Origin of the sequence: Novosphingobium aeonii (assembly GCF_052279045.1) — a bacterium.
In the GTDB taxonomy this organism is placed as follows: domain Bacteria; phylum Pseudomonadota; class Alphaproteobacteria; order Sphingomonadales; family Sphingomonadaceae; genus Novosphingobium.
The window spans coordinates 277011-298147 of sequence record NZ_CP176833.1; the positions used below are offsets into that span (position 1 = coordinate 277011).

At 67.2% G+C, this 21137-nt stretch carries 14 protein-coding genes; 8 read left to right on the top strand and 6 right to left on the bottom strand.

The window, feature by feature from the left end; genetic code table 11:
- Window positions 1–6: 6 nt before the first annotated feature.
- Entirely contained in the window at window positions 7–369 is a 363-nt protein-coding gene (locus ACLIMP_RS17035) for a winged helix-turn-helix transcriptional regulator (protein ID WP_132469677.1), read from the bottom strand.
- A gap of 102 nt (window positions 370–471) precedes the next feature.
- Here ACLIMP_RS17035 and ACLIMP_RS17040 point away from each other — a divergent pair, with 102 nt between their 5' ends.
- The 5 genes from ACLIMP_RS17040 to ubiM all read left to right on the top strand — a co-directional run bounded on the left by ACLIMP_RS17040 (window position 472) and on the right by ubiM (window position 7321).
- Window positions 472–1590 carry an NADH:flavin oxidoreductase gene (locus ACLIMP_RS17040; protein WP_443478619.1) on the top strand — a complete coding sequence of 373 codons (1119 nt, stop codon included), beginning with the start codon at window positions 472–474 and terminating at the stop codon, window positions 1588–1590.
- Between the two features lie 215 nt (window positions 1591–1805).
- Window positions 1806–2621, top strand: coding sequence for a hypothetical protein (locus ACLIMP_RS17045; RefSeq protein ID WP_443478620.1), 816 nt, complete (start codon window positions 1806–1808; stop codon window positions 2619–2621).
- A gap of 106 nt (window positions 2622–2727) precedes the next feature.
- The gene (locus ACLIMP_RS17050; protein ID WP_443478621.1) at window positions 2728–3330 is read left to right on the top strand and encodes a TetR/AcrR family transcriptional regulator; all 603 of its coding nucleotides are present in this window, start codon (window positions 2728–2730) and stop codon (window positions 3328–3330) included.
- 325 nt (window positions 3331–3655) lie between these two features.
- Complete coding sequence (locus ACLIMP_RS17055) at window positions 3656–6028, top strand: adenosylcobalamin-dependent ribonucleoside-diphosphate reductase (protein ID WP_443478622.1); 2373 nt, start codon at window positions 3656–3658, stop codon at window positions 6026–6028.
- A gap of 105 nt (window positions 6029–6133) precedes the next feature.
- Window positions 6134–7321 (top strand): 5-demethoxyubiquinol-8 5-hydroxylase UbiM, encoded by a 1188-nt coding sequence (gene ubiM, locus ACLIMP_RS17060; RefSeq protein WP_443478623.1) that lies wholly within the window; start codon window positions 6134–6136, stop codon window positions 7319–7321.
- A 70-nt stretch (window positions 7322–7391) separates the two neighbouring features.
- Here ubiM and ACLIMP_RS17065 read toward each other — a convergent pair whose 3' ends face one another.
- Complete coding sequence (locus ACLIMP_RS17065; protein ID WP_443478624.1) at window positions 7392–9062, bottom strand: M28 family metallopeptidase; 1671 nt, start codon at window positions 9060–9062, stop codon at window positions 7392–7394.
- Window positions 9063–9319: 257 nt separating this feature from the next.
- On the opposite strand from ACLIMP_RS17065, the gene ACLIMP_RS17070 reads away from it, so the two are divergent.
- Complete coding sequence (locus ACLIMP_RS17070; RefSeq protein ID WP_132469673.1) at window positions 9320–11596, top strand: DPP IV N-terminal domain-containing protein; 2277 nt, start codon at window positions 9320–9322, stop codon at window positions 11594–11596.
- Window positions 11597–11622: 26 nt separating this feature from the next.
- Here the strand turns inward: ACLIMP_RS17070 and ACLIMP_RS17075 are convergent, their stop codons facing one another.
- Both ACLIMP_RS17075 and ACLIMP_RS17080 read right to left on the bottom strand, forming a co-directional pair.
- Entirely contained in the window at window positions 11623–12444 is an 822-nt protein-coding gene (locus ACLIMP_RS17075) for a CheR family methyltransferase (RefSeq protein WP_443478625.1), read from the bottom strand.
- Between the two features lie 23 nt (window positions 12445–12467).
- Window positions 12468–15956 (bottom strand): response regulator, encoded by a 3489-nt coding sequence (locus ACLIMP_RS17080; RefSeq protein ID WP_443478626.1) that lies wholly within the window; start codon window positions 15954–15956, stop codon window positions 12468–12470.
- Between the two features lie 190 nt (window positions 15957–16146).
- On the opposite strand from ACLIMP_RS17080, the gene ACLIMP_RS17085 reads away from it, so the two are divergent.
- Complete coding sequence (locus ACLIMP_RS17085; protein ID WP_443478627.1) at window positions 16147–18396, top strand: response regulator; 2250 nt, start codon at window positions 16147–16149, stop codon at window positions 18394–18396.
- Between the two features lie 24 nt (window positions 18397–18420).
- Here the strand turns inward: ACLIMP_RS17085 and ACLIMP_RS17090 are convergent, their stop codons facing one another.
- Both ACLIMP_RS17090 and ACLIMP_RS17095 read right to left on the bottom strand, forming a co-directional pair.
- The gene (locus ACLIMP_RS17090) at window positions 18421–19137 is read right to left on the bottom strand and encodes a TetR/AcrR family transcriptional regulator (protein WP_185999093.1); all 717 of its coding nucleotides are present in this window, start codon (window positions 19135–19137) and stop codon (window positions 18421–18423) included.
- A gap of 92 nt (window positions 19138–19229) precedes the next feature.
- Window positions 19230–19763 (bottom strand): hypothetical protein, encoded by a 534-nt coding sequence (locus ACLIMP_RS17095; RefSeq protein WP_443478628.1) that lies wholly within the window; start codon window positions 19761–19763, stop codon window positions 19230–19232.
- A 172-nt stretch (window positions 19764–19935) separates the two neighbouring features.
- Between ACLIMP_RS17095 and ACLIMP_RS17100 the strand changes: the two genes are divergently transcribed.
- Entirely contained in the window at window positions 19936–21108 is a 1173-nt protein-coding gene (locus ACLIMP_RS17100) for a hypothetical protein (RefSeq protein WP_054438624.1), read from the top strand.
- Window positions 21109–21137: the final 29 nt, after the last annotated feature.

A 21137-nucleotide genomic window follows, 5' to 3' on the forward strand; every position in this document is an offset into this window, starting at 1 on the left:
TCGGCTTCAGGCGGCGCGCCGGTCGAACGCCTGGCGCGCCGCTTCGACTTCGTCGAAATTATCCACGGTCCAGCGGTACAGCGTCTTGAACGGCGCGTGGAGCGAGCGGCCGAGCCCGGTGATCTCGTACTCCACACCCACCGGCGATGTCGGGATCACCCGGCGCGAAAGCAGGCCGTTGCGCTCCAGCTTGCGCAGGCACTGGGTGAGCGCTTTCTGCGTCACGCCTTCAAGATGGCGCTTGATCGAGTTGAACCGCATCGGGCCCGGGTCCAGCACGGTGAGGACCATCATCGACCACTTGTCGGCGATCTGGTCGAACAGCAGGCGGCTCGGGCAGTTGATGTCGAAGTGCTGGCATTCGGGCAAGCGGTATCCTCCAGTATACCTAGGCTATCAAAGGTGCCTCATTGACGCTAGGTTTCCAGATTATACCTAATGGCCACCTGCTTCAACGGAGACTTTTCGAGCATGTCGGCATCCGCCACCGAAACCCTGTTCCGCCCGATCACCATCGGTTCGCTCTCGCTGCCCAACCGCATCGTCATGGCGCCGATGACGCGCGGCTTCGCGCCCGAGGGTATTCCCGGCGCCCCGCAGGCGGCCTATTACCAGCGCCGTGCCGAGGGCGGTGTCGGCCTGATCCTCTCGGAAGGCACGGTCGTCGATCGGCCCGCGTCGCGCAACATGGCGGGCATTCCGCTGTTCCACGGCGATGAGGCGCTGGCCGGCTGGGAACAGGTTATCGGCGCCGTCCACGCCGCCGGCGGCAGGATGGGCCCGCAGATCTGGCACACCGGATCGACCGTCGGGCCGGACGGCTGGGACCCCGGCGTGCCGGTGGAAAGCCCCTCAGGCCTGCTCGCCCCCGGCCAGCCGCGCGGAGAGGCGATGAGCGAGGAAGCCATAGCCGATACCGTTGCCGCCTTCGCCCGCGCCGCCGCCGATGCCAAGCGCCTCGGCTTCGATACCGTCGAGATTCACGGCGCGCACGGCTATCTGATCGACCAGTTCTTCTGGGCCGGTACGAACGAGCGGACGGACCGCTACGGCGGCGCGACCATCCGCGAACGTTCGCGGTTCGCGGGCGAAGTGGTTTCGGCGGTCCGCGAGGCGGTTGGCCCCGGCTATCCGATCATCCTGCGCCTCAGCCAGTGGAAGCAGCAGGACTACCGCGCCCGTCTGGCCGAAACGCCCGAGGCGATGGCCGATTGGCTGCAGCCCCTGGTCGATGCCGGTGTCGATGTCCTGCACTGCTCGCAGCGCCGTTTCTGGGAGCCCGAATTCGCCGAAATCGACGGTGAAAAGGGCCTCAATTTCGCGGGCTGGGCCAAGAAGCTGACCGGTGCGACCACGATCAGCGTCGGTTCGGTGGGGCTCTCGGGGGAGTTCCTGGCGGCCTTCGGCGGCGAAAGCTCGCAATCGACCGGCCTCGGCGATCTGGTCGAGCGTATGGAGCGCGACGAATTCGACCTGATCGCGGTGGGCCGCGCGCTCATCAGCGATCCCGACTGGGTGGCCAAGGTGCGTGACGGCGAAGGCGAAAAGCTCAAGGGCTTCGACGCAGCCGCGCTCGGCGAACTGGTCTGATCGGTTCCCTGCCGCGGAGCATGACCTTCATGCTCCGCGGCAGGAAATTCCCCCTCTCCGCTCAGGCCGCGCATCCCTCCGCGCCTGCTGATGGCCGTCTTGTAAGCCAGCCGTAAGGTAAGCCGAACTAGGCTGCGCGAACGTGCAGACCGGGCCGGTTCCGGCTGGCTGCGTGTTATCGGATCAGCGCATGCAAGTGGGGGATGGTGTCCAAGATGATCTCGGCCGTCGGTCATTCCGGGGAAGATTTCGGCACGCTAGGTGACGAGGGGCGTGAGCGGCACGCCCATGGCGCAAGCCTGCTTGCGGGCGGGTTGTTCGCGGCGAAGGCCCTTTCGGTTCGGGGCCCCGCGCGCGGGCTGCGGCTGCTGGCGCTGGCGCTGTTGGGCGGCGTGGCCAGTTGCGGCCCGGCGAAGATCGTCGAGGCACCGCCGCCGCCGCCGCCGGTCGTGGTGATCCCGCCCCGGCCGATGCCTCCGGTAGGCGCCGCGCCCAACATGGTGATCCCCGCGCTGGCGGCGGACGGCCTGCGCCATACCGTCAACACCGGGGTTTCGCCCGCGCAGGCCGTGTGGAACCTGCGCTCCGCCTACAATGTCGCGGCGCTCAACTGCATGGGCGCGCAATATGCGCCGATCCTGCCGGGCTATGCCGATTTCCAGAAACGCCATGCCAAGGCGCTGGCGGCCGCGAACAAGACGCTGGACAAGGAGTACCGCACCCGCTTCGGCGCCAAGGGCGTGCGCGAACGCGAGGCGTACCAGACCCAGGTCTACAACTTCTTCGCCCTGCCCCCGGTGGTGCCTGCGCTCTGCAATGCGGCGCTGGCGCTGACGGTCGATCTCGAAAACGTGCCGGCGGGCCAGCTCGATGCCTTCGCGCCTTCCGGCCTTGCGAAAGCGGAAGCGCCGTTCACGGAATTCTACAACAGCTACGAGCAGTACCGTGCCGACCTGGCGGCGTGGGAAGCCCGTTTCGGTGCGGCCAGCGCCGCTGCGGTCGAGGCGACCCCGCTGGCGGCGGCGAGATAGCGGCGCGCACGACGCCGATCTCTCCCGGTGCATTTCTCCTTTCCGCGTACTATAGGGTATGCGGATAATGCACGCCCAAAGGGCGGCACGACAGGAGAAGTGGGCAATGACGCGTCTGACGCGAAGTGAAAGCCAGGCGTTGACACGCCTGCGGCTGTTGAAATCCGCGCGCGACCTGTTCCGGCGCGATGGCTATGCGGTAACTTCGGTGGACCGGATCGCCGAAGCCGCCGGCTACAGCAAGGGCGCGGTCTATTCCAACTTCGAGGGCAAGGAGGCGATCTTCCTTGCCGTGCTTGAAACCGAGTCCGAGGAGAACCTCGGCAAGCTGCTGAAGCGCCTCGATCGCGCCGAAACGCTGGACGCGGTGGTCGATGTGCTGGCCGAATGGGCGGATGAACGCTCGAAAAGCGGCGGATGGTCGCTCACCGTGCTCGAACATGCGCGGGTCGCGCCGATGGGTTCGGCCTCGCTCCGGCGGCAGGAGGAGATCGTGCGCGCGCAGTGGCGCAGGCTCGGCGCCTATCTGCTCGGACGTTTCCCGGGGGGCGCCTCCGATGGCGAAGTGCTGGGCGCGCTGCTGTTCGAGATCGCTTATGCCCCCGCGCTCACTTTCGTTACCGCGCCCGGTGCCGGGGCGCTCGTCCGCTTTGCCCTGCCGCCGCTGCTGGCCCGCGAAAGGCAGGGCGAGTTGGCGATCGCCGGATGATAATTTCGGGTCGGGGTTGAATTTCAAAGACCGGGTAGTATCCTGAATCCCATCGGTGTCCGGTTCGCGGATGCCACGGAGATTACCTCATGAACGATCGCAACAGGCGCTTCGGCGCCCTGTGTCCGCGCGCCTCCGGCAGGCCGCCGTCGCCCCGCGAACCGGCGCGTCAGAACCGCCGCTGAGCCTGCAAAGCCGGCGTGCGCGAACCGCCGCCGGTCTTTCCGTCCGCTCCGACAACCAGAATGCCCATCCGGTCGTTATCCAGGTTTCGGCCCGTGATGACGCGCACCTCCCGTATTGATCCATCCGGCAAGGAACCATCATGTCGATCTCGAATTCGCCCGGTCCGCTCGACCAGCCCGTCACCCTCCACGTCTGGAAGGAGAAGTACCGGCACGCCGACGAGCAGAGCCCCTCGGACACGTTCCGGCGCGTGGTGGCGGGCGTCTATGCGAAGGACGACGGCGCGCACGCGGCTCAGGCGCTCGCGGCGCTGGAGGCGCGGGACTGGGTGCCCGGCGGGCGCATCTTCGCGGGTGCGGGCACCGGCAAGCGGGTGACGTGGATCAACTGCTTCGTCAGCCCCACGATCCAGGATTCGATGGATACCGAGCCGGACCTGCCCGGCGCCGGGATCATGGACGCGCTCAAGGTCGCGGCCTTCACCCAGCAGCAGGGCGGCGGCATCGGCATGGATTTCGGCACCATCCGGCCCGACGGGGCCGTGGTGGGGCGGACCAATTCGGTCTCTTCGGGCGTGATCCCGTTCATGGTGATGTGGGACGGCATGTGCGTCACCATCCGCTCCAGCGGATCGCGGCGCGGGGCGATGATGGCGATGCTGCCCATCTGGCACCCTGACGTGATCGCCTTCACCGAGGCGAAAACCCGCAAGGACGTGCTCAGGAACTTCAACGTCTCGGTCGCGGTGACGGACGATTTCATGGCCGCACTGGACGCCGATGCCGACTGGGACCTGGGCTTCCACGTGCCGCGCGCCGATGGCGCCCATGTTGCGGTGACCGAGCGCGACGGCCGGCCCTGGTACGTCTACCGGCGGATCAGGGCGGCGGACCTGTTCGACCTCATCACCCGCACGACTTACGAATATGCCGAACCGGGCGTGGTCTTCATCGACCGGGTGAACCGGCTGAACAACCTCTCCTATTGCGAGACGATCTCGGCCACGAACCCTTGCGGGGAGCAGCCGCTGCCCCCCAATGGCGACTGCGATCTGGGCCATGTGAACCTTGCGAACATGGTGCTCGAACCTTTCGGCGATGCGGCGCGGGTCGACTGGGAACGGCTGAAGGAGACCGTGCGGATCGGCGTGCGGTTCCTCGACAACGTGTTGGAAACCTCGCCTTTCCCGACCGAGGAACAGCGGCTCGAAGCGCAGGACAAGCGCCGTGTCGGCCTTGGCTTCACGGGGCTGGGCAACCTGCTCCAGCAATTGCGCCTGCCCTATGGCCGCGATGCGGTGCCGATGGTGGAGGAGATTTGCGCGTTCATGGCGGCCGAGGCCTATCGCGCCTCGATCGAACTGGCGCGCGAGCGTGGCAGCTTCCCTGCCTATGACGCGGAGGCGTTCGGGCGCGCGCCGATGCTGGACCGTCTGCCGCAGGACATCCGCAAGGCCATCGCGAAGCACGGCATCCGCAACGGCGTGCTGCTGACGATCGCGCCCACGGGCACGACCAGCATCTTCTACGGCAATGTCAGTTCCGGCATCGAGCCCAGCTTCTCCTGGCGCTACAACCGCGCCGTCGTGGTTGAGCAGACCGCGACCGAGCAGAAGACCGAGAGCTTCGCGGTCGAGGACTATGGCTGGTATCTCTACAGCCGCCTGTCGGAATTCGATCCGGCAGCGTCGCTGCCGCCCTATATGGTGACCGCGCTTGAGCTTTCGGTGGAGGATCACATTGCGGTTGCGGCGGCGGCGCAGAAGTGGATCGACGCGGCGATTTCCAAGACCATCAACTGCCCGGCCGACATGTCCTACGATGCGTTCAGGGCGGTCTACCTCACCGCCTGGGAAAGCGGGATGAAGGGCTGCACCACTTACCGGCCCAGCGGGGTGCGCGGTTCGGTCCTGTCGGAACCCGTGGCGGAATCGTCGGCGGAACCGAAGCGGGAAGCCGGGCAGCTTGAACCGGCGAAGCCCGCCTTTCCGGGCGACACGCCCGTGCCCGCTCGCCCGCAAGTGCTGCCCGGCAAGACCATCAAGATCAAATGGCCGGTGGACGGCGAGAACTACTATCTGACGATCAACGACTATGTTGCCCAGGATGGTCGGCGCATTCCCTTCGAGATCTTCATCAACACCAGTTCGGCGGAGAACTTCGAGACGATGGCGGCGCTGACCCGCACGCTTTCCGCCGTCTGCCGCCGGGGCGACGCGCGCTTCATCTTCGAGGAACTGGAAAGGGTCCACTCGGCCAAGGGCGGGGCTTTCGTGGCGCTCGATCACGATACCAAGGGCAGCTACGCGCCCAGCCTGATCGCCCTGATCGGCCGCATCCTGCGCGAACATGCGCAGGGGCAGGAGGAGGGTGCCCCCGCTTTGGCCCCCGCTTCGGCCCCCGCTTCGGGGGCGGGCGAGGGGGAGGAGTGCCCCAACTGCAGGCAACCGGCCGCGCACATGCAGGAGGGCTGCCTCACCTGCACGCAGTGCGGCTTCAGCAAGTGCGGCTGAACGGATGCGCCCATCGCAGGCGGAGATTGACGCGGGTCATTTCGCGCCTCTCGTCCGCCTGCCATGGGAAGCCATCAACCCCTTTCGAATGGCTCGGAAATTCGCATGACGAGATATGACGTGATCGTGGTTGGCGGCGGGCCGGCGGGGCTTGCCTTTGCCCGCTCGCTCGCCGGGACCGGGCTGAAGCTGGCGCTGGTCGAACGGCAGCCGCGCACGGTGCTTGCCGAACCGGGATGCGACGGGCGCGAGATCGCCCTCACGCACCGTTCGGAAGCCTCGCTCAAGGCGCTGGGGGCATGGCAGGCGATCGATCCGGCCGAAATCTCGCCCTTGCGCGAAGCCCGCGTGCTGAACGCAGGCTCTCCCTTTGCGCTGGCCTTCGATACCGGCGGCACGGGGGAGGACCGGCTCGGCCAGCTCGTGCCCAATCACCTGATCCGCCGCGCGCTGTTCGCGGTCACTCACGCGCAGCCGGGGGTGGACCTGCTGGCCGGCGCGGCGGTGTCTTCGGCGCGGGCCTCGCGGGAGGGGGCCGTGGTCGAACTCGCGGATGGCCGCAGGCTGGAGGCGCGCCTGCTGGTCGCGGCGGATTCGCGGTTCTCGGCGGTGCGCGAACAGCTCGGCATCGCGGCGGAAGTGAACCGCACCGGACGCGCGATGATGGTCTGCCGTGTCGCCCATGAACGCGACCATGAAGGGATTGCCACCGAGTGGTTCGACTATGGCCAGACCATCGCCATGCTGCCGCTTCGCGGGCGGATGTCCTCGGCGGTGCTGACGCTGGATGCGGCCGGGATCGAGGCGCTCGCCGCGCTGGACGCCGAGGCGCTGGGGGCCGAGATCACCCGGCGCTTCCAGTCGCGGCTGGGGCGGATGACGGTGGTGCCCCAGCCGGGAATGGCGGGCCCCGGAGTCTATCCGCTGGCGACGACTTATGCGCGCCATTTCGCGGCGGAGCGTGCCGCGCTGATCGGCGATGCCGCCGTGGGCATGCATCCGGTGACGGCGCATGGCTTCAACCTGGGGCTGGCCGGGGCGCTGCGGCTGGGCGGGCTGGTGGCCGATGCGGCGCGCTATGGCCGCGACATCGGCTCGCCCTGGCTGCTGCGCCGCTACGAGGCGGCGCACCGTTTCGCCAGCCGCCCGATCTATGCCGGGACGAACGCCATCGTCGGGCTCTATACGGCGGAGCATCCCGCGGCGAAGGCGGCGCGCCATGTGGCCTTGCGGGCGGCGCAGCGGCTGCCGCGCCTGCGCCATGGGGTTAGCCGGATGCTGATGCAGCCCTGACGCCTTTGGACATACTTGCGAGGACCGCCCCCGGCCCGCCGTATCGGCGGCCGGGGGCGTCCGGTTTGCCTCAGGGACGCTGGGCGGCCGTGGCGTCGCGGGTGGCGCGGAATTCGCTGTCCTGCGACCAGTTCGGCCAGACATGGCCGTTCGCAAGGCGATTGCCGAGGTTGTAGAGCAGCGTCATGTCGCCGACCCAGCTGCTGGTGTTCCAGCTGGCGTCGTACTCGTCGGCGGGCTGGTGATAGCGATCGCGCGTGTAGATGTCGGCCAGTTCCTTGCCGCGCGCCGCGCCGCCGTTCACCAGTTCGTTGCCCGCATCGTAGGAAATGGCGGGAACGCCGCGCTTGGCCATCGGGAAGTGGTCCGACCGGTAGAAGCTGCCCGCTTCCGGCCGCGAGTCCGGGGTGTAGTGCCGGCCCAGCTTGCCGCCTTCCTCGGTCAGCATGGTCAGCAGATCGAGCTTGGCCGCGCCGGAGATGCTGAAGTCCGTGGTCTTTTCGATTGCGAAGGGGCCGTCCATGTTGATGACCCCGGCGGTGGTGGCCAGCGGGCGCAGCGGGTTGTCGGCATAGAATTCCGAGCCGAGCAGGCCCTTTTCCTCGGCCGTCACGGCCAGGAACAGTACCGAACGCTGCGGCGGCGGGCCGCCGGCATAGCTGCGGGCGAGTTCGAGCAGGGCGGCGGTGCCGGAGGCGTTGTCGAGCGCGCCGTTGTAGATGCGGTCGCCCTTCGCATCGGGCAGGCCGACGCCGAGGTGATCCCAGTGGGCCGAATAGATCACCGTCTCGTCCGGGTACTTCGAACCACGCACGAGACCCGCCACGTTGTAGGACGTGATGATGTCCGACTTGACCGCATAGTCGGCGCTCATCGTCGCCTTGAGCGGGATCGGCTGGAAGTCCTTCTTGCGCGCGGCGGCCTTGGCCGCTTCGAAATCGATGCCCGAAGCCTTGAGGAGCTGCGCGGCGAGATCCTTCTGGATCCAGCCTTCCATCTGCGTGTGCGCGGCCCTGGGATCGGCGCGCACGATGTCGAACATGGTGTTGGTGTTGGAGTTCTTCACGGTGGCCCAGCCGTAGGAGGCAGGCGCGCTTTCATGGACGACCAGCACGCCCGCGGCGCCCTGGCGGGCGGCTTCCTCGTACTTGTAGGTCCAGCGGCCGTAATAGGTCATCAGCTTGCCGCCGAAATCGCCTTCGCCGCCCTCGAAATCGGGGTCGTTGACGAGCACGACCATGATCTTGCCCTTGAGATCGACGCCCTTGAAATCGTCCCAGCCGCGTTCGGGGGCCTTCACCCCGTAGCCGACGAAGACCAGCGGCAGGTCCTTGAAGGCGACCGAGGACTGGCCGGTTTCGGCGGCGCGCACGGCGATCTGTTCACCTTGCGAAAGCGGGGTGGCGGCGCTGCCGATGGTCATCGCAAGGTTGGGCGTGCCGACGATGTTCGACATGCGCAGCGGCACGCTCTGGAACCAGGAACCCTTGTCTCCGGCAGGCTGGAGCCCGGCGGCCTTCATCTGCGCGGCGATGTAGTCGATGGTCTTCTTCTCGCCGGGGGTGGCCGGGCCGCGTCCCTCGAAATCGTCGCTGGAAAGCGTCTTGATGTCGTTCGAGATGCGGGCGACGTCGAACTTCGGCGCCGGCGCGGCCAGGGCGGCGGTGGATGCCGAAAGCAGCGCGCCAAGCGCCAGCGTGCGCAGCGACTTGCGCGGGAAACGGAAGGTGAGGGAGGTCATCGAAGCTCCTTGGCCGGTCGGCCGGACAGAGGTCTGGATCGGATCGATCCGCTGCCGCCCAAAATGCCGATCCGGCGGGCAATGTCGATAGGGCGGATGACGGTTTTTCGACAGTTTGCGTGTTCGGCGGCAGCGCAATCGATTTCGCGGGAGAACCATGGCGCAAGCGGAAATCGCGCCTTGCAGCGCTAGCGTAATATCGTATACGATCGTATTTTCTGCTTTGCGCTCCCATCGCATACGAGGTTTTCCGCCAGATGTCGTCTCTTGCCCGCGCTCCGCGTTTCATCGGAATTGCCGCGGTTTGCGCCGCGATCCTGTCGTCCGCCGGCGCCTTGGCGGCGCCCGGACGCGCCGATATCGACCGCTCCATCGCCCTGCGCGAGAACTGGCAGTACCTCACCCGCGACGTGGCCTGGCCCGCGCACTGGACGCCGGACGGCGCCGCCTTCTCCTATCGCAAAACGGTGGAGGGCGGCTTCGCCTTCGAAACCGTGGACGCCCGCACGCTTGCGCGCAGCCCCGCCTTCGACCAGCAGCGCCTTGCCGCCGCATTGACGGCGGCGCTGGGCCGCCCGGTGCAGGCGCTGCGCCTGCCGTTTGCCGATTTCGACTATGCCGGAGACCGCCAGACCATCCAGTTCTGGCTCGACGAGGACGGCTGGCGCTGCACGCTGGCGGACTATGTCTGCGGGAAGCAGGAAGACCCGCGCCGTCCGCGCGGCTTCGGCGTCGTGCGCGATCTTTCCATTCCGGCGGACAATCACCCGCGACTTTCACCCGACGGCAAGTGGGAAGCCACGGTGGAGGACGACAACCTTGTGCTGCGCGCCGCGGGCACCACGCAGGCCGTCCGCCTGAGCACGGACGGATCGGCGGGCAATTTCTACGATCCCGAAACCATCGCCTGGTCGCCCGACAGCCGCCACCTGATGATCTACCGCGTTCGCCCCGGCTACGCGCGCCATGTCCTTCGGGTCGAGGCGGCGCCGGAGGGCAAGGGGCAGCCGGGCCTGCGGACCCAGCTCTATCCCAAGCCCGGCGATGCCGTGGATCAGGAGCAGCCGGTGCTGTTCGACGTTGCCGATAGGCGCCAGACCGTGGTGGACCCGGCGCTGTTCCCCAACGCCTACGAACTGTCCGGCCCGCGCTGGCGGGCAGACGGCAGGAGCGTGGAATTCGATTATGTGCGGCGCGGCTTCGGGCAGGCGCGGATCGTCTCGGTCGATGCCGCCAGCGGCGCGGCCCATGCCGCCGTCACCGAGGACGCGAAGACCTTCGTCTATGCCGATCGCCGCTATTCCCACGATGTGAAGGGGCTGGGCAACGAGATCGTCTGGGCTTCCGAGCGCGACGGCTGGAACCATCTCTACCTGATCGACGGGCGCACCGGCAAAGTGAAGAACCGCATCACCACCGGCCAGTGGGTGGTGCGCGAGGTCGTCAGGGTCGATGACGAAAAGCGCCGGATCTGGTTCGTCGCCAGCGGCATGAATGCGGGCGAAGACCCCTATTTCCGCCATTACTACAGCATCGATTTCGATGGCCGGAACCTGACGCCGCTCACCCCCGAGCGTGCGGACCACACCGTCAGCTTCTCGCCCGACATGCAGTTCTTCGTCGATACCTATTCGCGCGTGGACCTGCCCAATGTCAGCGAACTTCACCGCACGGCGGACGGCGCGCTGGTGCAGACGATCGCCAAGGGCGACATCAGCCGCCTGACCGCTGCCGGGTTCCGCGCGCCGGAAGTCTTCACCGCCAAGGGGCGTGACGGCAAGACCGACATCTGGGGCCTCGTCGTGCGCCCGCGCGATTACGATCCGGCGAAGAAGTACCCGGTGATCGAGAACATCTACGCCGGGCCGCACGACAGCTTCGTGCCCAAGAGCTTCTGGCCCTTCGGCTATCATTCGGGCGGCGACAAGGTGATCGGGATGCAGGCGCTGGCCGATCTCGGCTTCATCGTCGTCCAGATCGACGGCATGGGCACGGCCAACCGGTCCAAGGCGTTCCAGGACGTGGCGTGGAAGAACCTCCAGGATTCCGGCTTCCCCGACCGCATCCTGTGGCACAAGGCGCTGGCCGCGAAGGACCCCGCCTACGACATCGGCCGCGTCGGCATCTACGGTGCCTCGGCGGGCGGGCAGAGCACGCTCAACGCGCTGCTGTTCCATGGCGATTTCTACAAGGCGGGCGTCGCCATGGCGGGGTGCTACGACAACCGCATGGACAAGATCAGCTGGAACGAACAATGGCTCGGCTGGCCGGTGGACAAGAGCTATGCCGATGCCTCCGGCGTGGACAATGCCGCGCGGCTGCAGGGCAAGCTGTTCATGATCGTGGGCGAGCAGGACAGCAATGTCGATCCCGCCTCGACCATGCAGGTCGCCGATGCGCTCATCAAGGCGGACAAGGACTTCGACCTGCTGGTGGTGCCCGGCGGGGAGCACAGCGTGGGCCGTTCCACCGGCCCGATCGACTATGTGACGCGGCGCTTGTCCGAGTTCTTCGTGCGCAGCCTGCAGGACTGACGGCCGCGGGGCCTGCACCGGCCCCGCTACTGGCGCTGGTAGATCCGTTCCTCTCGCGCGAAATCGCGGAAGGCTTCGGCATGCGCGGAGAAGCGCAGGCTTTCCTTCGCGCCGAGGCCGAGGAAGCCCTTGCGGATCAGCGAATCCCGGAACAGGCCCACCGCCCGGTCCTGAAGCGCGCGGTCGAAGTAGATCATGACGTTGCGGCAGGACACGAGGTGCATCTCGGAGAACACCGCGTCGGTCACGAGGCTGTGGTCGTGGAAGACCACGCGTTCGCGCAGCGCGGGATCGAAGGCGGCGCCGTCCCGGCCTTGCGTGTAGTAGTCCGTCAGCGGCGCGGCGGCGCCCGAGAGCCGGTGGTTCTCGGCAAAGGCGGCCATCCGGTCCAGGGGGTAGAAGCCGCGCGCGGCGGCGGCCAGCGCATCGGGGTTGATGTCGGTCGCGTAGAACTGGGTGCGTTCCTCCAGCCCTTCCTCGCGAAACAGGATGGCGAGCGAATGGAGTTCCTCGCCCGTGCTGCATCCCGCCACCCAGACTTTCAGCGAGGGATAGGTCCGCAAGTGCGGCACCACTTTTTCGCGCAGGGCGCGGAAGTAGCCGGGATCGCGGAACAGCTCGCTGACCTGCACGGTGAGAAAGGCCAGCAGGCGCGGGACCATGGCGGGATTGTGCAGCACGCGGTCCTGCATCGCCGAGAAGGTTTCCAGCCCCATCAGTTCGCGCGCCTGCCGCAGCCGCCGCTTGACCGAGGCCTGCGCATAGTTGCGAAAGTCGTAGTGGTAGCGCCGGTACAGCGCCTCCAGCAGGAGGTGGATCTCGATATCCTCGACGGCTTGCTCGTCCATGGCGCGATCCGTGTCCACCGGGCTCAGCGCGGCATCCAGACGCGGACCAGCGAGAGCAGTTTGTCCACGTCCAGCGGCTTGGCCATGTAGTCGTTCGCACCGGCGGCGATGCAGCGTTCCTGGTCGTCCGGCATGGCCTTGGCGGTGAGGGTGATGATCGGCAGCTTCGCCCAGCGCCCGTCCTTGCGGATTTCGCGGGTGGCGGTGAGGCCGTCCATCACCGGCATCATCACGTCCATCAGCACCAGATCGATCCGGCGGGCGGCGTCGTCCCCGGCGCGGGCCAGCGCATCGATGGCTTCCTGTCCGTTGCGGGCGATCTCGATCACCGCCCCCTGCGGTTCGAGGATATGCGTCAGCGAGTAGATGTTGCGCACGTCGTCCTCGACCACGAGGATGCGGCGGCCTTCGAGGATCGCGTCGCGGTTGCGCGCCTGCCGGATCATCGACTGCTGCTCCTCGGGCAGCTCGGTCACGACCTGGTGCAGGAACAGGGATACCTCGTCGAGCAGGCGCTCGGGCGAGCGGGCGCCCTTGATGATGATCGAGTCCGAATAGCGGCGCAGGCGCTGCTCGTCGTCCGCCGAAAGATCGTGGCCGGTATAGACGATCACCGGCGGGAAGGCATAGGTCCCCTCCCGGGACAGCGTTTCCAGCAGTGTGAAGCCGCTGGCATCGGGCAGGGCAAGGTCCAGCACCATGCAGTCGAAAGTCTGGTCCCGCAGCAGTTCGAGGCATTCGGCGCCGGTGGCAGCGCCCACGGTCTCGACATCGCCGGAGGCCAGCAGGCGGCCCATCGCCTCGCGCTGGACCGGATCGTCCTCGACGATGAGGATGCGGCGCGTGGCCGAGGCCAGCCGGGCGGCGAGCGCTTCGAGCACGCCGGCCAGTTCCTCGCGCTTCACCGGCTTGACGAGATAGCCGACCGCGCCAAGCGTGAGCGCGGTCTGGGTATGATCGCTGCCGGACACGACGTGGACCGGGATGTGCCGCGTCTCCACATCGCGCTTCAGGTGGTCTAGCAGGGCGAGGCCGGACTGGTCGGGCAGGCCGATGTCCAGCACGACCGCGCTGGGCCTGAAGGTTCGCGCCAGCTTCAGCGCTTCGGCGGCGGTGCCGCTGACGAGGCACTGGAAGCCCATTTCGCGCGACAGGTCCCGCACGATCCCGGCGAAGGCGGCATCGTCTTCCACCACCAGCAGGATGCGCTGGTTGCTCACCAGCCGGTCGCGGTCGTCCTCTATCTGCTGGACCGGGCTGGCCGGGGCGGGCTGACTGCCGCCATGCGGGGCCAGCGGAAGCAGGCGGGCGGGAAGATCGGAATGCCCGCCCATCTGAACCTGCGCCTGAACGCGGGCCTGAACCGGGGCCTGAACCGGGGCCTGAACCTGCGGTCCGGCCAGCGCCGCGTCGTAGGCGAGCGGCAGCGACAGGGCGAAGCGGCTGCCCCGGCCGGGCGTGGAGGACAGCGAGATGCCGCCGCCCAGCAGGCGGGCCAGTTCGCGGGAGATGGAAAGGCCGAGCCCGGTGCCGCCGTACTTGCGGTTCACCGTGCCGTCCGCCTGGCGGAACGCCTCGAAGATCGCCTGCTGCTGGCTTTCGGGAATGCCGATGCCGCTGTCTGTCACCGAAAGCAGGATGCGCGCCTTGCCGTCCGCTCCGGCGGCTTCCGGCTCGATGGCGAGCCTGACGCTGCCGCTTTCGGTGAACTTGAAGGCGTTGGACAGCAGGTTCTTGAGGATCTGCTCCAGCCGCTGGCGGTCGGTATCGAGCGTGGCCGGGCAGCCGGGCGCGACGTGGATCTCGAAATCGAGCCCGCGATCGGCGGCGACCGGCTGGAACACCTGCCGCATGTCGCTGGCCAGACGCTCGACCAGAACGGTTTCCGGCCTGACCTCGAGATGCCCGGCCTCGATCTTGGACAAGTCGAGGATGTCGTTGATGAGCGCCAGCAGGTCGTTGCCGGAGGACTGGATGGTGCGCGCGTACTGGACCTGTTCGTCGGAAAGGTTGGCGCGCGGATTGTCGCCCAGCAGCTTGGAGAGGATCAGCAGCGAATTGAGCGGCGTGCGCAGTTCGTGGCTCATGTTCGCAAGGAAGTCCGACTTGTAGCGGCTCGTCTGCTCCAGTTCGCGGGCCTTGGCCTCGACCGCGGCGTTGGAACGGGCGAGATCGTCGCGCTGGACCTCCAGGAGCTGCGCCTGTTCCTCAAGCTGCGAATTGGTCTGTTCCAGCTCTGCCTGCTGCAGTTCCAGCCGCCCTTGCGATTCCTTGAGATTGCGGCCCTGTTCTTCCAGTTCCTCGTTGGAGGAGCGCAGTTCCTCGCTCTGGACCTGCAGTTCCTCGGCATGGTGCTGAAGGTCGGCACGGTAGCGGGCAGAGCGCAGGGCGATCCCCACCGACGCGGAAATCTCCGCCAGGAAGGCCATGATCTCGGGGCCGACGGGATGCAGGAAGCCCAGTTCGATCACGCCGTGGACGACATTTTCGGCTATGGCGGGGGCGATGACGAGATGGCGGGGCTTGTCGCTGCCGAATGTCGAGCCGATGGTCAGGTAGCCGTCCGGAATGTCCGACAGCAGCACGGGTTCGCCGTCCGCCGCGACCTGGCCGAGCAGCCCTTCGCGGTGGGAGAAACGCTCGACGATCCCGGCGCCTGCGGGAACACCGTAAGCGGCGACGCGGCGGTAATGGCCGCGTTCCCCCGCGAAGACGGCGCCGGCCTGGGCGCCCGCGAACCGGGTAAGGAAGGCCAGGATGCTCTCGCCCAGCTGCTCCGCCGGCTGGTCCCCGATCACGGCGCTGGCAAGGCCGACCTGCCCGGATTGCAGCCACGCACGCTGCTCGGCCGCTGCCGCCGCCTTGCGGATCAGGAAGCCGACGGTCAGCGTCAGCGCGATGCCGAGGCAGCAGGACAGCACGCCGCTGATCCATGCGGACCGGTAGGCCTGCTCCATTTCCGCGAGCCGGGTCTGGCGCAGCCGCGCCTCTTCCTGCTGCATGTCGGCAAGCTGCGCGCGAACCGCGTCCATTTCCAGCTTGCCGCGATCGGTGGCGACGATGGCGAGCGCGCCCACCATGTTCCCGGCCTTGCGCGCCGCGATGGTCTCCTTCAGCTCGGAAAGCTTGGCGTCGATATGGCGGCGCAGGGGCGCGATGCGGGCCTGCTGCTCGTCGTTGTCCTCAGTCAGCGAGGCGATCTTCGCAACCCGCGCATCCACGTCCGCCAGCGCTGCATTGTAAGGGTCGAGATACTTGTCGCTACCGGTGAGCAGATAGCCGCGCTGGCCGGTTTCCGCATCCTGAAGCGAGGACAGCAGTTCGTCCAGCGCCACGATCACCGAATGGGAATGGACGATCCGCCGCGCATCGTCGCGCAGCACCGTCACGTTGAAATAGGCGAAAGTTCCGCTGACCACGAAGAACAGGATGGCGACGGCGAGGCCGAAGGTCGTGCCGGGATCGAGCCGGAAGCGAGCCTTCAGGCCGGAGGTCGTAATCGTCGATGGCATGCGTGCGCCCTGTTGTATCGGCCCGTGGAATCCGGCCTTCGGAACATCCGGTGTGCTCGATTGCGGCGGATGCGAACGGATAGCAAGAGCATCTTGTTCACGTTCGCATCCGCCGCTGCGGGAACATCGCGCGCGGCCGGGAGTTGACGTTGGCGTCAAGCAATTCTCGCTTGCGAAGAGGGTGGTGGACTTGAATTTTCCAGGGGGCGCCGGCGAACTTTCCGGTCTTGTCAGGAACCACGATTGGGCCGCGACGCCGCTTGGTCCGCTGGAGGCGTGGCCGGCGGGGCTGAAGGCCGTGGTCGATCTGGTTCTTTCGGCGAAGGTGCCGATGGCGCTGCTCATGGGGGAGCGCGGGACGATGATCTACAACGATCCCTACATCCCCATCGCCGCCGGGCGCCATCCGATGTCGCTGGGCTCCAGCGTGCTGGAAAGCTGGCCGGAAGTGGCGGACTTCAACCGCGGGATCATTGCCGATGTGCTCATGGGCGGATCGCGCAGCTTCGCCGACCAGGAATTCCTGTTCGAGCGCAGCGGGTGCCCCGAACCGGCCTTCCTCGATATCGACTATTCCCCGGTCCGTGACGATGCTGGCGCCCCGGTGGGGGTGCTTGCGGTGCTGCACGAATGCACCGAGGCGCATCACGCGCGCAGGAAACTGCGGCGCACGGCGGAGAAGCTCGCCTTCCTCGACGCGCTCGGCCAGGCGACCATCAACTGCCGGGACGCCGACGACGTGCTGGCCGTCACCACCCGGATGACCGGGGAGCATCTCGGCCTGTCGAACTGCGCCTATGCCGACATGGACGAGGACCAGGACGGCTTCACCATCCGGGGAGACTGGCACGCGCCGGGCGTACCCTCGATCCTGGGGCACTACAGCCTCGCCGATTTCGGCAGCCTTGCGGTGCGCGAACTGCGGGCCAACCGCCCGCTTATCGTCAACGACAATGCCCGCGAACTTCCCAGTCACGAGGCCCGCACCTTCCAGGACATCGGCATTGCCGCCACGATCTGCATGCCGCTGGTCAAGTCCGGCCGCCTCACCGCGCTCATGGCGATCCACGACAAGGCGCCGCGCGTCTGGAGCGACTACGACCTGGAGATCATCGCCGAAGTGACCGAGCGGTCATGGGTCCATGTCGAACGCGTCTCGGTGGAGGCGGACCTGCGCCTGAGTGCGGATGCCTTGCGCGAACTGAACGAGACGCTCGAACGCCGGGTGGAGGACCGCACCCGCAAGCTGCTGGAAGTGGAAGCGGCGCTGCGGCAGGCGCAGAAGATGGAGGCGGTGGGCCAGCTTACCGGCGGCCTGGCGCACGATTTCAACAACCTGCTGACCGGGCTGGGAGGCAGCCTCGAAATGCTGTGGCTGCGCGTCCGGCAGGGGCGACATGACGATCTGGAGCGCTATTTCGACGCAGCCGAAGGCGCAGTGAAGCGCGCGGCGTCGCTGACGCACAGGCTGCTGGCGTTCTCGCGGCAGCAGACGCTGGACCCGCAGCCGACCGGGGTGGACCGTCTCGTCGCCGACCTGGAGGAACTGGTGCGCCGCACGATGGGACCGGCGATCCGGGTCGAGGTGCGCGGCTCCACGGGGTGGCCGGTGCTGATCGATCGCAACCAGCTTGAGAACGCGCTGCTCAACCTCTGCATCAACGCGCGCGATGCCATGCCGGACGGCGGCACGCTGACGATCGCCACGCAGGGACGGACCATTGAGGGACACGATGCCCGCCGGCTCGGCCTGGCGCCGGGCGATTACGTGGTTCTCGATGTTTCCGATACCGGCACCGGCATGTCCGCCGAAGTCGCTTCGCGGGCATTCGATCCTTTCTTCACCACCAAACCCTTCGGGCAGGGCACCGGCCTTGGCCTCTCGATGATCTACGGCTTCGTGCGCCAGTCCGCCGGGCAGGTGGTCATCGACAGCGAGCCCGGGAAAGGCACCAGGATGTCGATCGTTCTTCCCCGTCACGGCGTTGCGGCGGCGCCCGAGGTTTCCCCGGCAGAGGACGGCGCGCCCGACGCCGCCGGCGAAGGGCAGGTCATCCTCGTGGTGGACGACGAGCCGATGATCCGCATGCTCGTGGTCGAAGTGCTGGAGGAAGCCGGTTTCGTCGTGCTCGAAGCGGGTGACGGCCGCTCGGCGCTGGGCATACTGGAGGCCGCGCCGCGCATAGACCTGGTGGTCACCGATGTCGGCTTGCCGCACGGCATGACCGGGCGCGAGGTGGTGGATATGGCGCGGGTGCAGCGGCCCGATCTCAAGGTGCTGTTCATCACCGGCTATGCCGAGAACGTCGTCGCCTCCAACGGCCAGCTCGAAAGCCTTTCGGCGATCATGACCAAGCCGTTCGAGATCGCCGCGCTGGTGGGCAAGGTCCACGAACTCCTCGCGCCCACCGCTGCCGACGCGCGCCCGGCGGGCGGATAGGCACTGGGTGAGGCGGCGGCAGGTTCAGCCGGAATCGGAACCGGTGCCGTGCAGCATGAAGTCGAGCATCGCCGCGTCGATCTCGTCATCGCCTGCCAGACCGGCGGGGAACAGCATGTCGCGGAACAGGACGTTGCCCAGCACCGCCGCGAAGGACACCCGCACCATCAGCCGCGGATCGACGACCGGCTGCGTTCCGCCATCCTGCGCGCCGTCATCCTGCGACTTCGCGCCTTCTCCCGCCTCGTTCCGGCGGCGCACGCGATGTGCGCGCGTGGCCGCGCCGCGTTCGAAGTAGGCGTTGAGGCTGTCGATCGCCCGCGCGCTTGCACCCTGATCCTCGCCATATGTCCCGGCCGTCAGCGCCGCCATCAGCAGCGGGGCATGATCCTTGAGAAAACGCCCCAGCTCCGAAACGTAAAGCCGCGCATTCTCCCGCCGCGCGGCTTCGCCGGGCCCGCCTGCGTCGGGGCTGGAATCCGTGATCGAATGCTCGGCATTGAAGCGCTCCAGATGGCGGTCCAGCGGGGCGAACACGGCTTCCTGGAACAGCGCGGCCTTCGAGGGGAACGTGCGGAACAGCTGCGCCTCGGTGCTTTCGGCGCGTCGGGCGATCGCCGCCGTCGTCGCCCCGGCATAGCCGCAGCGGCGGAACTCCTCTTCCGCCGCTTCGAGCAGGCGGCGGGTCACTTCCTGCGAACTGCGCCGCTTGCGGCGCGCGGGTTTCGTCGCTTCGTCCACTTCCGCTCCATCGATGGCCGCGATATCCCGGCGCCGGCCCGTTTAGGGGACGGCGCGGGTTTGTCCAAACGGCCGGTAGCGCCGGTATGCTCTCAATTCCTCGGCACCGAGGCGAAAAACGCCAGCCCCGCTTCGCCCGGATAGAGATATTCGAGATAATGCCCCAGTTCCGGCACGTCCACGAAGCAGGCTTGGAGCAGCGGGTTGCGGCTTTCGTAAGGCATGGCCCAGCCATTGCCCTGCGCGCCATGCCGCACGCCCTGCCACTGGGCCTCGTCATGGATCAGGAAGCCGAGGTGGTGGTGCCAGAGGCGGGGGCCTTCGCCCGGCGGCTGGCGGCTCATGTAGATTTCGGAGCCGGGGCCGGAAGCCTCGATCAGTTCGTACATCACCGTCCCGTGCCAGGCGAGTTCGGCCCTGATCCAGCCCCCTGCCGCAAGCTGCCCTTCCAGCACGCAAAACTCCCGGATGCCGAGGCGGCGCGAGAACAGGTCCCGCGCGGCGGCGATGTCGTTGGTGGCATAGGCCATCTGGAAATGCTCGGCGAGGAGCAGCCCCGATCCGGGGGCAAGCGTTCCGGCAGGCCGCGCAAGCGAGAGCGTCATCGTGAACTCCGTGAAGGGCATTCGTGATAGTATCCGCTATCTACGTCGGACAAGTTCGCACTGACGACCCATCGCCCCGGCGTTGGCGGAGGCGTTGCCGCCCCGAATGTCTTGCGAGGCGGTCCTGCACGAATATAGATAGCAATCACTATCTAAATATGCCGGTCGCGAAACCGGCGGAGAGGCCAGCGTCATGGAGATCGAGCCGAGCATCCTTGCCTATCTGACCGGGCTGGAAAGCGCGGTCGCCAATCTCCAGGACACCTGGCGGCCCGACGATCCCGCCTATCGCGCCGACGTCTATCGCCAGACGATGACCAGCCTCTCCTACGCCTATTTCGCCTATTTCCACGCCACGCCGGAACACCCGGACTGGGCTCCGCTGTGGAACCCGGTCTACACGCTCCAGCCCAACCCGGACGACATCTACGTGCAGTCGCCGATCCGGGGCGACCTGACCTACCGCGTCTCGGGCAATCGCGGGACCTGCCGGATCCTCTCTTTCACCAGCCAGAAGGTGCAGTCCGGCTCGGTGGACGTGATGCCGCGCCCCAACGGGCACAACGAGGTGGACGACATCGACCTCGGCCTTGCGCCGGGCGAGGATTTCTCGGTGATCTTCAGCGCCGAACGTCCCGCCGGATATGAAGGCAAGTGGGCGCGGATCGATCCGGAGGCGGGGTATCTCTACTTGCGGTTCCGCAGCTACGACTGGCTGAACGAGATCGACCCGCACCTCTCCATCGAATGTCTCGACCCGGTTCCGCCCAAACCGCGCCTCTCGCCGGAGGAGATCCTGCACCGCATCGGCGAAATGGCGAAGTTTCCCGGCCGCAAGACCCGTCTCTACTATCCCATGCAGAACGGGGTGAAGGAGCGCGTGGGCTTCAACGTGTTCGAGCCGGTGCGCATGGCCGGGGCGCTGGCCAAGCAGGTCTACTGGCCCGCCTGCTTCCGGTTCGACCCGGACGAGGCGCTGGTGATCGAGACGGAGGTTCCCGCGCACGCGCCGTACTGGAACATCCAGCTCAACGATCCCTGCTTCAACGCGCTGGAATATGTCTACCGCATATCCAGTTCCAACGGCCACTACGCCCGCCTTTCCAGCGACGGCCGCTACCGCGCGGTGATCGCGCTGGAGGACCCCGGCGTGCCGAACTGGCTCGATCCGGCAGGCTATACCGAGGGCGGCATCTATGGCCGCTGGTACGACTGCGACAGCGCGCCGGTGCCGACGATCAGGCGGGTCAAGCTGGCAGAGCTGCGCGATCACCTGCCCGCCGATACGCCCGTGGTCACGCCGCAGGAACGGGCCGAGGAACTGCGGCAGCGCGTAAGAGCCTGCCAGCGGCGCCGGCGCTGGTGAACGATAAATCCAACAGGGAGAGTTTAGGC